Source organism: Enterococcus sp. JM9B, assembly GCF_009933265.1.
Taxonomy (GTDB): domain Bacteria; phylum Bacillota; class Bacilli; order Lactobacillales; family Enterococcaceae; genus Enterococcus_C; species Enterococcus_C songbeiensis.
In genome coordinates this window covers 109186-122120 of the sequence record NZ_MAEK01000003.1, presented here as the reverse complement: position 1 = coordinate 122120, position 12935 = coordinate 109186, and the positions used below count along the sequence as shown (strand labels likewise).

Below are 12935 nucleotides of genomic sequence, written 5' to 3'. Positions count from 1 at the left end.
AATGAAAATCCTTTTTGCTTCAGCCGAGTGCGCCCCGTTTTTCAAAACTGGTGGACTAGGAGATGTAGCCGGAGCTTTGCCTAAAGAGTTGGCGAAAAAAGGGGTAGATATCCGCGTGGTGTTACCTTATTTCACAAAAATGCCTGAGGAATACAAAGAACAGTGTGAAGAGTTGTTTTCTTTTTCCGTTCGCGTGGGCTGGCGAAACCAATACTGTGGCATCAAGCGTTTGGTTATGGGCAACGTTACCTATTATTTTATTGACAATCAGTATTACTTTGCTCGGGACAATCTATATGGCTATTACGATGATGGCGAAAGATTTGCTTATTTTCAACAAGCACTAATAGAAATGATGGAGCGTATCAACTTTATTCCCGATGTTTTGCATTTGAATGATTATCACACGGCGATGGTTCCTTTTTTGTTGAAGGAAAAATATCGATGGATTCAAAATTATCGAGGCATTCGAACGGTGTTAACCATTCATAATATTGAGTTTCAGGGGAAATACAGCGGTGAAATGCTGCCGGAATTATTTGGCATGGGGATGGAACGGTATCATGACGGAACTGTCCGTTTGGATGACTGCTTGAATTTCATGAAAGCGGGGATTTTGTACGCCGATCGAGTGAATACCGTCAGTCCTTCTTATGCTGAAGAAATCAAAACCTCAGCTTTTGGTGCAGGTCTGGAAGTAATTTTGCGTATGGAAGCTGGGAAATTGCGGGGAATTATCAACGGAATCGATTATGACAGCTTTGATCCAGAGACAGATCCGGCACTGCCAGCTGCTTTTTCGATGGATGATTTAACAGGAAAAGGCACGAACAAGCAAGCATTGCAGCAAAAAATGGGTTTGCCGATCGACGAAAATATTCCACTGTTAGCGGTAGTGAGCCGTTTGACCTACCAAAAAGGTTTCCATTTATTGTTGGAAGAATTTCCACAGTTGATGCAGCAAGAGGTGCAGTTTGTTTTATTGGGAACCGGTGATCCGGAATTTGAGGAACAGTTTCGACGATTTGCTCATGCGTATCCGGAAAAATGTGCCGTATCGATTTCTTTTGATGTTCAATTGGCACAACAGATGTATGCCGGAGCAGATATTTTTCTGATGCCTTCTGCCTTTGAACCCTGTGGATTGTCACAAATGATGGCGATGCGTTACGGCACCTTGCCAGTGGTTCATGAAATCGGTGGACTAAAAGACACGGTGGTTCCTTTTAATCCGGTTACGGGACAAGGAACTGGATTTGGTTTTATTGAGTTTACTGCTTTTCGTTTTTTGGAGGCAGTTACGAAAGCCGTTGACTTGTATCATACTTCCCAGCCTGCTTGGAACAATCTTATTTATCAGGCGATGTCGCGAGATTTTAGTTGGGCCACTTCATCGGAGAATTATTTTTCGTTGTATAAAGAACTGGTGAAACCTTAATAGATAAAGAAAAGAGTAAGAGGATGAATCATTGACAGCGCTCAATGGCATCCTCTTTTTAAAAAAGGAGAGAAACAAATGCAGTTGACAAAAAAAAGGTTTAAGAACGATATGCGGCAACGGTTGAAAGAGAAATATGCAATGGAGATTACGGATGCTTCTCCGCAAGAATTATTCACTGTGTTGGGCAGTGTGGTTCGGGGATTGTATTCAGATAATTGGCGACAAACTTGGAAAAATTATTTAACGGAAGAGAAAAAGCAGGTTTATTATTTCTCTATCGAATTTTTACCGGGGAAAATGCTGAAAAGCAATTTATTAAATCTAGGGATTCTTCCGCTGGTGCGGGAAGGATTGGCAGAGATGGGAATTGATTTAGAAGAATTAGCCAATGTAGAAAAGGATATGGCCTTGGGAAATGGCGGATTGGGACGTCTGGCATCGTGTTTTATGGATGCCATTGCATCTAGTGGTCTGCCGGGCAACGGCAATGGCATCCGCTATGATTACGGATTGTTCAAACAGCGATTTGTGGATGGGTATCAGGTTGAATTGCCGGATGAATGGCTCAGAAGCGGAAATGTTTGGGAAGTTCGCAAAGAAAGTAAAGCTGTGGATGTTCGTTTTTCTGGAGAAGTTTATATGGTACCGGACGAGTCAGGAAAATTAAAACCGTTTTATAAGAACCAACGAATCTTGCGGGCAGTTCCCTATGATACGGCGATGATCGGGTATCAAAACGATGTAGTGAATACCATGCGTTTGTGGGGGGTAGAGATTCCAACTTCAGAGGAAGCAAAATATACAAGCATTCAAGATCGACGGGAGTTTGAGGATTTGACCGCAGTGCTTTACCCGGATGATTCAAATGAACGAGGGCGAATGGTTCGTTTGGCTCAGGAGTATTTTTTTGTTTCCGCTGGGGTGCAAAGTATTTTACGGTATTTTTTAAAATTAAAAAAACCATTGGATTGCTTAAGTGAATTTGTTGCGATCCACATCAATGATACCCATCCGGCATTGTGTATTCCAGAAATGATGCGGTTATTGTTGGACGAGCAGGGGCTGCAATGGGAACAGGCGTGGGAGATCACCGTCAAAGTGATGAGCTATACCAACCACACCATCATGGCAGAAGCTTTGGAAAAATGGCCGATTGACTTGATGAAATCACTGCTGCCACGGATGTATCAAATTATTGAAGAAATCGATCGTCGCTTTGTGGAGAAAAAGCAATTGGCTTATGATGATTCGTTGATTCAACGGACACGGATTATTCAAAACGGACAAGTCCACATGGCACATTTAGCAATTATTGGCAGTCACAGCACAAATGGTGTGGCCAAACTGCATTCAGAATTATTAAAAAGTGTAGTATTACATGATTTTTATGGGATTTATCCTGATCGTTTCAATAATAAAACCAATGGCATCGCGCAACGTCGTTGGTCACAACTGGCAAATGAGCCGCTTTCAGCAGTCTTGGATAAAAAAATCAAAACTTCTTGGCGTAAAAATCCTGAAGACCTGCGTTTGCTATTGAATTATTTAGATGATGAAGAAACGTTGAATGAGTTGTCGGCTGCGAAGCAGGAAAATAAAATTCGATTAGCGGGTTATATTTATGAAACAACCGGCATCCAAGTAGATCCAACGGCTATTTTCGATGTACAGATCAAACGGCTCCATGCCTATAAACGACAATTGTTGAATTTATTGCATATTTTGAAGCTTTATTTTGAATTAAAAGAAAATCCTGACTTGGCGATTCCTTCACGTGTCTTTATTTTTGGGGCGAAAGCCGCACCGAGTTACAGCTACGCAAAAGCGATTATTAAAGTAATCAACGAGGTTGGGAATCTGATAAACAATGATCCGACGATTGCCGGTCGATTGAAAATTGTCTTTTTAGAAAATTATAATGTTACTTTAGCGGAACGAATCATTCCTGCGGCAGATGTCAGTGAACAAATTTCTTTGGCATCTAAGGAAGCATCGGGAACTAGCAATATGAAATTGATGTTAAATGGAGCCATTACAGTTGCAACTTTAGATGGTGCCAATGTAGAAATTCGGGATGCGGTTGGAGAAGAAAATATCGTTATTTTTGGTTTGACGGAAAAAGAAGTCTATGCCTATTACGAAAACCGTGATTACTCAGCAAAAGCACTGTATGATGAATCGCCCGTGCTGCAAAAAATCTTGAATGCGTTGATTGATGGAAGTATTCCTAATATCGATTTTGAAGGACAGGAAATTTTTGATTCTTTGCTGAAATACAATGACGAATATTTCTTGCTGCGGGATTTTGAGGCTTATTGTCACGCTCAGGAAACCATCAATCAGTGGTATCAGGATCAAACTTTGTGGCAACGAAAAAGCTTGATCAATATCGCCAATGCGGGTCGTTTTTCAGCAGATGAGACGGTTCAACGATACGCAGAGGATATTTGGCAGATAAATCCAACAAAAAGTGGTGGAGAAAACGCATGAAACAGATTTATTATGACCCTTGGCTGATTCAGCACAAAGATCCTTTTGGTGCGGTAGTGGAAAAAGCCTTTGTCAAATTTTCTTTAACAATCAAGGAACCCAACGTTGAAGCAGCTTTTTTGGTTATCCATAAAGATTATCACGCTGCCCATCGTATTCAACTTGAAAATTTTGGCTCTCCGGAATACCAATACGAGTTTTTTTTCAACGAAGGAAAAGGGTTGTATTTCTATCATTTTGAGATTCAGTTTCAAGGAGAAGATCTACTGTATTACGGTAAAAATACAGCCGGAGAAAGCTGTTGTGTGAAAGAGGCATCAGCGATTTCTGACTATCAGGTGACTTGTTATGTGGAAGATAAAGCCCCTAAATGGTACCGAGAAGCGATTTTTTATCAAATTTTTCCTGATCGTTTTTTCAATGGAAATCCGAATCAGCAAGTCAATGCACCGAAACCAAATTCTTTTTTATACGGAACAACAAAGGATGCTCCGTTGTACGTGAAGGATGAGGACGGGGAAATTTTACGGTGGGATTTCTTCGGGGGAAATCTGCAAGGAATCATTGAAAAACTTCCTTATCTTAAAAAAATGGGAATTACCGGGCTGTATCTTAATCCGATTTTTGAAGCCCGTAGCAACCATCGCTATGATACGGGCGATTATCTGAAAATCGACAGTATGCTGGGAACCGAGGAAGAATTTGTTCAGTTGATTAATACATTGCACAAAAACAACATGCATCTGGTGCTAGATGGCGTATTCAGTCATGTGGGGAAAAATAGCCGCTATTTCAATTTTGATGGGGCATACGGTGAAAAAGAAGGTGCCTATCAGTCAACTGCGAGTCCTTATTTTTCCTGGTTCAAGTTTGATTCATACCCAGAAAAATACAAGTCTTGGTGGGGAATCACTGACTTACCGGAAATTGATAAAACAAATCTTGATTTTCAGCAATTTATTTATGGTGAAAATGGCGTGTTAGATAAGTGGAATCGTTTGGGCGTTGACGGTTGGCGGCTAGATGTCGCCGATGAATTGCCGGAAACATTTATTCATGGGATTCGCAAAAATTTAGAAAAATATGAGGAACGTCTTTTAATCGGTGAAGTTTGGGAAGATGCCTCAAATAAGATTTCCTATGGTCAGCGAAGAGAATATGCTCTGGGAAATCATTTGCAGGGAGTGATGAACTATCCGCTGCGGGAAGCAATGCTCAATTTTTTGAAGGGAAAGAGTTCTCCCCAACAAACAGCTGAAGCCGTGACGCAATTACAGGAAAATTATCCGCCAGACTTTTTTTATCAGGCGTTGAATAACCTTGGAACCCATGACACGGTACGATTGCTTACAGAATTAGAAAACGATAAACAAAAAGTTTCACTGGCTTTTGCTCTACTGGTATTTTTTCCGGGAATTCCTTGTATTTATTATGGAGATGAAGCGGGACTGACTGGGGGAACCGATCCAGAAAATCGCAAATTTTTCCCTTGGGAGGAAATCGATACGAGTTGTTATGAAAGTTGTTATAAATGGCTTCAGCTGCGAAAGGAAACCCCTTTATTGTCTCAGGGAGGATTACAGGTATTGTTTTGTCATAATTTGCTGCTGATTCTCCGATTTGATACTGCTGACTATCTTTTGTTGGTGGTCAATCCAACTGAATTCGATCAATCCATCCATGTGAATGAACTGAAAACGACCCGGACGTTGCCTTTTTCGCTTTCACAATTACAGGCTATCGATCATCAACTTATTGTCAGTAAGACGGCGCAAATCTTTTCAGGAAGTTTCTAGCAAAGTAAATGGCAACGAACTTTTTTTGTGGTATGATGGAGAAAAGTCTGACAAAAGGATGAACAAGGATGGGCAATTTTTTAGAAATCAAACGCAAACATTACCGCTTTCCAGCATATTCAGATGAGGAAGGGGTCAAAATACAACGGGAAAACAAACGGCAGCTTTCTAAGACGGATGATTGGATTTTAACCAAAATTCCAGATAATCATGAGAGCAATCGTGGCTATCAGTCTTCGCAAAGTGACTATCCAGAGGTTCATAATCCAGATCGAACATTGCGACGGTCACGAAAAATGACAGCTGAAAAACAAGGGCATTCTGTTCGTCAGCAAGAAGAGTTAAAGAAGCATCGGGAAAATTTACCGGATTATGGGAAAAAGCAAGCACCTGAACCTAGTTTGACCGGTAAAACCTCTCTGTTTGGAGAGGAGCATCGCCGATCCACGTATAAAGTTAAAACTAAGCCGCAGGAAAAAATGGAAAGCACCGTGAAGCGAGAATATTCTGGACGCTCTTATTTTGTACCGAAATATATTCCGGCTTCGATTATTCCTGATCAAAAGCAAAGTGATGTTCCAGAAGACGAATTGCTTCAGTCGATGAATAAATCGCGCGAGAGCTATTTGCTTTTTGATACAGAACCGACAGCTTATCAGGAAAAAAATGATTTGGACCCCAGCGTGCGAAAATTCAACCATTCTGAGGTGACCATGACCCGTGGACAATACCGCCGAACTTCCAAAGAAGAGAAAAAACGTTCTGTTTTGGATCGCTCACTAAAAGGATTGATTGAGGATGGAGAACAAGAATTGGGTCGTAGCGGCTATTTCAAATAGATATGAGTAAAAAGCCCGCGAATTTTCGCGGGCTTTTTAAACGACAATTTTATTGTTTTCTTCTCGAATACCATAAATTTTTTTAGTAGTCGTTCCATCCCAAAACAACAGCTGCCGTCGCTTATTTTTCATTAAGGTTAGTAGCAATTCTTTCATGGAAAGAGGGGCTTTTCCTTTTTCAGAAAAGAAAATCAGTTGCCCCTCTTGGTCGATTTTGATCGTGGTAAAGGGAATCACGTTTTTTTTCATAAAATAAATCCCAATGTAATCCTCATTTTTGGAATTTAAAGACAGTGTCGTCAATAATTCACTGGCTCGCATAAGCGCCTCCTGCTAGTTAATTTTTTGCTTTTCCATATAAAAAATAGCGGGGAACCTTCTTTTTGTAGGTGAGGTAATCTAAGCCAAAGGTCTCTTCACACCAACGTTCTTCCGATAAGATAATCCAGTGGGCGGCAAATTGAAAGAGAAGTAACGAAAAAAACAAAACCCACGAACGAGTGAGAAAAACACAGCCAAGAAAATAAATAAAGTACCCAAGATACATTGGATTACGGGAAAGACGAAACAACCCGGTTTTTATTAACTGCTTTTTTTCTGCAAAGGTGATTGTTGCCATGAGTAATAAGAGGCAGCCTAATACATAAGTAGATAATCCAACAAAACTGACCCAGTCATCCAAATGAATGGTTAAAAAGAAGAGGTAAATAAAAATAAAGAGCGTAGCCAGCTGATAAAGAAGATAAAAGATTTCTTCAAGTCCCTTCATCGGAGGAAAGAAAGCCGCTCGCTTTAAGGCATCTTTGTTCAATAAGCCCAAGAGTATAAACCGAATAAATAAAAGTGGTATCAGTAGAAGTCCCGCATTCATCGTCATTCCTCCCAATCTTTCTTTTATCTTATCATAGCTTGCTGCGGAATGCAGATATCCAAGCTGCAAGAGAAAGCCGGTACTCTAGGAAAAGAAACGAGTTTTAATGAAAATCATCTCAAAAAACAATGGTTATTGCTTGCAATAATCGAACAACTTTTATACTATTGAGTAGTCAATAGACATCACTTTTAAAAAGAGTAACAGATAGCGAAGTCTTGGGGAAGAATCTTCTGCTTAAATCTGTTACTCTTACTTTGTTATTTTATCATTTTTTTATTTTGGTGGAAAGCAAAAAGGGATAGATGTGCTGTTATCAAATTAGTTATTTTCTACTGTATGAATGAAAACATAAAGAGAAAGAAATGTTCTACTTTAAAAAAGTATGCGGTCGATGGGATTCGAACCCACACGAGCTACTGCTCACATGCCCCTCAAGCATGCGTGTCTGCCATTCCACCACAACCGCAGGAGTACTAACTAATACTTGCCTGTCTGCCATTCCGCCACGACCGCAAGTTTTGCAACAATAGTATCATATCAAGATTATTTTTTTTGTCAAGAGGTGTTTTTTTTGGATGGAAAAAAATTTGACGGCACGTTTGCCGGGTTAGGAATAGTTGTTGGAATCTTAATTGGTCTGGCAAAAGAAAATTTGATGTTTGGCTTGTTTTTAGGGGTAATTATCGGGATTGCCATGGACTGGCTAGCTAATCTGATAACGATGTATCAAAAGGATGAATAAAAGTAAAACTTTTTTGAAAAGAAGAATCGAAGGATTGTAATTTTGGCTTTCTTCAATTACTGTTATAAGAAATACCATTGCTGAAGGAGATAACCGATAAGATGAAAAATTTTGCAAAATCAAATAAGCTTGAAGGCGTCAGCTATGATGTTCGAGGACCGGTTTTGGAAGAAGCAGAACGAATGCAGGAGGAAGGAATCAGTATTTTAAAGCTGAATACTGGAAATCCGGCTCCTTTTGGGTTTGAGGCACCGAATGAAATCATTCGGGACTTGATTATGAATGTTCGTGATTCAGAAGGCTATTCAGATTCGAAAGGAATTTTTGCTGCTCGCAAAGCAATCGAGCAATATTGTCAGTTAAAGAAATTTCCTAATGTCACTATCAATGATATTTATACTGGAAACGGCGTCAGTGAATTGATTACCCTGTGTATGCAGGGGTTGTGTAACAACGGCGATGAAATTCTTGTACCTGCTCCAGATTACCCATTGTGGACCGCTTCTGTTTCTTTAGCTGGAGGAAAACCGGTTCATTATATTTGTGATGAACAAAGTGAATGGTATCCAGATCTTGCCGATATTCGTTCGAAGGTCACGGATAAAACGAAAGCAATCATTATTATCAATCCTAATAATCCTACAGGAGCATTGTATCCAAAAGAAATTTTGGAAGGCATCGTGGAGATTGCCAGAGAAAATGATTTGATTATTTTTTCTGATGAAATCTATGATCGATTGGTGATGGATGGACGTCAACATATCCCAATTGCTACGTTAGCACCTGATCGTTTTGTCGTTACTTTGAATGGATTATCTAAATCTCATCGTGTAGCCGGTTTTCGAGTTGGCTGGATGGTGTTGAGCGGAAACAAAGCCCACGCAAAAGATTATATTGAAGGTTTGAATATGCTGTCTTCAATGCGCTTATGCTCGAATGTTCTTTCCCAACAAATCATTCAAACGGCTCTAGGTGGGTATCAAAGTGTGGATGACTTGCTGTTGCCCGGGGGACGTATTTATGAGCAAAGGGAATATATTTACAAAGCAATCAATGATATTCCTGGTTTATCCGCAGTGAAACCGAAAGCAGCCTTTTATATTTTCCCGAAAATCGATACCAAAAGGTTTAATATTACGAATGATGAACAATTTGTTCTGGATTTCTTGCATCAGCATAAAATTTTGCTGGTTCATGGCGGCGGCTTCAACTGGGAAGCACCGGATCATTTTCGTCTCGTTTATTTACCAAAAATGGACGACTTAAAATGGACGACGGCTAAAATGCGAGAATTTTTGGCTACCTATCAACAAAAATAAGCAAAACAGCATTTTCCAACTGAGGACTTCTTTCGGCCCCTGTGTTGGAGAATGCTGTTTTTTTATGTTAAATGATAAATTAATGAAATAAAAATCGTATTAGTAGACAAAAATAGGTCCCGTTTGTTATTTTGACAAATAAGAATACGAGAAAAAATAGCTACAAGAAGCAACCAGAAGAAGCAACTATCGTTTTGTTAAGGTAATATCGGGGAAGGTTCACAATCTTTTTTGCTGACAATCAGCCGATTTGCAAATTTTTCTGTGATTTCTTCACAGGAAGGTTCAGCAACATTGATTAAAAAAGAATTTTCATATTCCTTTTCGATCCGGCCTTTAAATAATCGGTGTTTCCATTTAAACGTAACCAGCGCTTCACTCATGTAATCAACTCCTACTATATATTAATCGAAAAAAATCATGATTTCTTGAGAGGGTAGTTAGTGTTCTTTTTGTATTATGTGATAAACTAAACAATAATGATAATGCGAATTAGCATATAAAAAAGGTGAGTTTTATGGCGGAAAAATTTTCATTTGGCGGGGTCATTCGGGAAATTCGCAAAGAGCGGCAGTTATCACAAAAAATGCTTAGTCAGGATATCTGTTCTCAAAGTGTTTTGAGTCGTATCGAAAATAATGAAGAATTACCTAATGTTTTGGTGATGCAACAATTATGTGAACGTTTGAACGTGACTATTGATCAGGTTATGTTGTTTCATCGCTATGATATTCAAAAAAGCCAACAAATTTTAGAACAGATGGAATATCATTTTTTTCATAATGAGTATGAAAAATTAGAAGAGTTGTTGGAGCAGACCCATGTATTGAATCAACTGTATCTCGATACAGACCTGCAATTGTATTACTACTATGAAGGTAGTTGCAAATTTTATCTGCATCAGGATTATAATGGTGCCTTGCTGAGTCTTAAGCAGGGACTTTCATATACTTTTCAAGTGAATAAAATCCATATGTCAGCCAATGAGATCCAGTTGCTTAGTTGTATCGGTCGAGTGTACTCAGCTTTAGGGGATACAGCACAAGCACAAGCCCATCTGGAAAAAAGCATGACTCTTTATGGAGGGTTGCCAGCGCAACGCCGCAATAATCGGTTGACAAAGATTTTCTTCAACTATGGTAGTTTTTTACTGGAACAAAAAGACTATCAGCAGGCGTTAACTTTTGTCAGTCAGGGAATCGAGCTGGCTCATGCGAAAAAAAGTTATTACTATCTGGGAGAACTCTTTCAGTTAAAAGCACAACTTTTAGAAGCCTCTCAGAATAGAGAAGCCGCAGCACAGTATTTTACTCGTTACCGACAAATGGAAGAAATAAATAAAATTTAAAATGGTGTAGACCTTTTCTTGACTTCTTTTGGCAATAGGAGTAGTTTTAAATTAGAAAATTAAAGGAGCGAGTGCAATGAAAACATTTATTTTTGCTGACAAGTTTTTCTTGAAATCTGGTGTAAAAGGACCCGGCTATTTAGAAATCACAGAAGGAAAATTTGGTGATTTTACTTCTGAATTGTCTGACAAGGACGCAAAAGTAATCGATCAAAGCGGAAAATGGATTGCCCCCGGCTTAGTGGATACACATATTCACGGTTTTATGAATCATGACGTGATGGATAACGATGCAGAAGGAATCAAAGCAATGAGTGAAGGCTTGCTTTCTTGTGGTGTAACTTCCTTCTTGCCTACAACTTTGACTTCCAGCAAGGAACGTTTGCGGGATGTAGCAGAAACTGTCGGCAAGGTGCATCAAGAGGTAACCGGAGCTAAAATTCAAGGTATTTATTTTGAAGGACCTTTCTTTACAGAAGAACATAAAGGTGCGCAAAATCCTTCTTATTTTGGCGATCCTGATTTGGCAACTTTCCATGAATGGCAAGAAGCTTCAGGCGGAATCATCAAAAAAATTGCTTTAGCACCTGAACGTAAGGGTGTGGCAGAGTTTGTGGAACAAGTGACCAGCGAAGGTGTGGTGGTTTCTTTAGGACACAGTAATGCAACCTTAGAAGAAGCACAACACGCTGTTGAAGCGGGAGCGAGCGTTTTCGTTCATGCCTACAATGGAATGCGGGGATTGAATCACCGTGAACCAGGTATGGTTGGGGCATTATTGTCATTGGAACATGTTTTTTCTGAATTGATTTGTGATGGTCATCATGTTCATCCTCAAGCGGCAGAAATTTTGATGGAAAAAGCTGGACATGATCATGTAGCATTGATTACCGACTGTATGATGGCCGGAGGAATGCCTGATGGCCATTATATGTTGGGAGAATTTCCGGTGGTAGTAAAAGACGGTACCGCCCGTTTGGAATCTGGAAATCTTGCCGGAAGTATCTTGAGATTGAAGGAAGCTATCAAAAATGTTGTTGACTGGGGAATTGCAACACCAGAACAAGCAGTGATGATGGGCTCATTAGTACCAGCTATCAGTTGTAAAATTGACGATGCCTGTGGATCAATCGCAAAAAATCGTGCTGCAGACTTTATCGTTTTAAATCCAGATATGACGTTAGCCGCAACATATCTTGACGGAGTAGAACGTTACCACGCATAAAAACAAATCAGACCGAACCGACTAGCTTCTGTTTTACGACAGAAATTAGTCGGTTTTTTTTTGAAGAAATCCTTTTCTTTCCTAAAAGATAGCCGCGGTTTTCTTTCTGAATTATGGTACACTAGAAGGGAAATAACTAAAGGAGCAGGATACGATGAGCTATATTGATGTCATTAATGAAGTAAAAAAATATCAAATGGGCGACACAACGATTATGGCAAATGATGGAATCACTTTTCCCGTTGAAAAAGGAGAAATCGCAGTTATCTTAGGTCCGAGTGGGGCGGGGAAATCCACCGTCTTAAATATACTTGGCGGCATGGACACCTGTGACAGTGGTCAAGTGGTGATCGATGGAGTGGATATTGCTGGATTTAACGCAAAACAATTGACGGAATATCGCCGTTACGATGTCGGTTTTGTTTTTCAATTTTATAATTTGGTTCCGAATTTGACTGCGAAAGAAAATGTAGAGTTAGCGTCACAAATTGTGAACGATGCCATGGATGCGGAAGAAGTTTTACTACAGGTCGGTCTAGGTAAACGGATGAATAATTTTCCGGCCCAGCTTTCTGGTGGAGAACAACAACGGGTGACGATTGCCCGGGCTTTAGCAAAAAAACCGAAACTTTTGTTGTGTGACGAACCGACAGGAGCGCTGGATTATGAAACAGGGAAACAAATTTTACAGATTTTGCAGGACACGGCTCGGAATATGGGAACGACGGTCTTAATCATTACCCATAATTCTCAGATTGCACCGATGGCTGACCGAGTGATCCGCATTAATGATGCAAAAGTTCGCAGCATTGAGGTCAATGAACAGCCGACACCGGTAGATGAAATAGAATGGTAGGAAGA

12 protein-coding genes and 1 tRNA gene are annotated in these 12935 nt (G+C 39.9%); 9 read left to right on the top strand and 4 right to left on the bottom strand.

What is annotated here, in order from left to right; all coding sequences use genetic code 11:
* The first annotated feature begins 1 nt into the window (after window position 1).
* The 4 genes from glgA (at window position 2) to BAU16_RS00910 (ending at window position 6566) form a co-directional block, all read left to right on the top strand.
* Window positions 2–1438 carry a glycogen synthase GlgA gene (gene glgA, locus BAU16_RS00925; RefSeq protein ID WP_161526203.1) on the top strand — a complete coding sequence of 479 codons (1437 nt, stop codon included), beginning with the start codon at window positions 2–4 and terminating at the stop codon, window positions 1436–1438.
* 84 nt (window positions 1439–1522) lie between these two features.
* The gene (locus BAU16_RS00920; RefSeq protein ID WP_442896814.1) at window positions 1523–3931 is read left to right on the top strand and encodes a glycogen/starch/alpha-glucan phosphorylase; all 2409 of its coding nucleotides are present in this window, start codon (window positions 1523–1525) and stop codon (window positions 3929–3931) included.
* The gene (locus BAU16_RS00915; protein ID WP_161526201.1) at window positions 3928–5727 is read left to right on the top strand and encodes a glycoside hydrolase family 13 protein; all 1800 of its coding nucleotides are present in this window, start codon (window positions 3928–3930) and stop codon (window positions 5725–5727) included. The genes BAU16_RS00920 and BAU16_RS00915 overlap by 4 nt, the downstream gene beginning before the upstream one ends.
* Window positions 5728–5795: 68 nt before the next feature.
* On the top strand, window positions 5796–6566 hold the full coding sequence (locus tag BAU16_RS00910) for a hypothetical protein (RefSeq protein ID WP_161526200.1): 771 nt from the start codon (window positions 5796–5798) through the stop codon (window positions 6564–6566).
* 36 nt (window positions 6567–6602) lie between these two features.
* On the opposite strand, the gene BAU16_RS00905 is transcribed toward BAU16_RS00910, so the two are convergent.
* The 3 genes from BAU16_RS00905 to BAU16_RS00895 form a co-directional block, all read right to left on the bottom strand.
* Entirely contained in the window at window positions 6603–6887 is a 285-nt protein-coding gene (locus tag BAU16_RS00905; RefSeq protein WP_161526199.1) for a hypothetical protein, read from the bottom strand.
* Between the two features lie 16 nt (window positions 6888–6903).
* Complete coding sequence (locus BAU16_RS00900) at window positions 6904–7437, bottom strand: methyltransferase family protein (protein ID WP_161526198.1); 534 nt, start codon at window positions 7435–7437, stop codon at window positions 6904–6906.
* A 386-nt stretch (window positions 7438–7823) separates the two neighbouring features.
* Window positions 7824–7906: transfer RNA gene (locus tag BAU16_RS00895), tRNA-Leu, on the bottom strand.
* Window positions 7907–8011: 105 nt separating this feature from the next.
* On the opposite strand from BAU16_RS00895, the gene BAU16_RS13505 reads away from it, so the two are divergent.
* The gene (locus BAU16_RS13505) at window positions 8012–8182 is read left to right on the top strand and encodes a hypothetical protein (protein ID WP_171000801.1); all 171 of its coding nucleotides are present in this window, start codon (window positions 8012–8014) and stop codon (window positions 8180–8182) included.
* A gap of 101 nt (window positions 8183–8283) precedes the next feature.
* The gene (locus BAU16_RS00890) at window positions 8284–9501 is read left to right on the top strand and encodes a pyridoxal phosphate-dependent aminotransferase (RefSeq protein ID WP_137605273.1); all 1218 of its coding nucleotides are present in this window, start codon (window positions 8284–8286) and stop codon (window positions 9499–9501) included.
* Window positions 9502–9698: 197 nt separating this feature from the next.
* On the opposite strand, the gene BAU16_RS00885 is transcribed toward BAU16_RS00890, so the two are convergent.
* A complete protein-coding gene (locus BAU16_RS00885; RefSeq protein WP_048605058.1) occupies window positions 9699–9884 on the bottom strand; it encodes a hypothetical protein in 186 nt (61 codons plus the stop codon).
* Between the two features lie 134 nt (window positions 9885–10018).
* Between BAU16_RS00885 and BAU16_RS00880 the strand changes: the two genes are divergently transcribed.
* The 3 genes from BAU16_RS00880 (at window position 10019) to BAU16_RS00870 (ending at window position 12930) form a co-directional block, all read left to right on the top strand.
* Entirely contained in the window at window positions 10019–10849 is an 831-nt protein-coding gene (locus tag BAU16_RS00880; RefSeq protein ID WP_161526197.1) for a helix-turn-helix domain-containing protein, read from the top strand.
* A gap of 76 nt (window positions 10850–10925) precedes the next feature.
* Window positions 10926–12074 carry an N-acetylglucosamine-6-phosphate deacetylase gene (gene nagA, locus BAU16_RS00875; protein WP_137605274.1) on the top strand — a complete coding sequence of 383 codons (1149 nt, stop codon included), beginning with the start codon at window positions 10926–10928 and terminating at the stop codon, window positions 12072–12074.
* A gap of 154 nt (window positions 12075–12228) precedes the next feature.
* On the top strand, window positions 12229–12930 hold the full coding sequence (locus BAU16_RS00870) for an ABC transporter ATP-binding protein (protein WP_048605061.1): 702 nt from the start codon (window positions 12229–12231) through the stop codon (window positions 12928–12930).
* Window positions 12931–12935 lie beyond the last annotated feature (5 nt).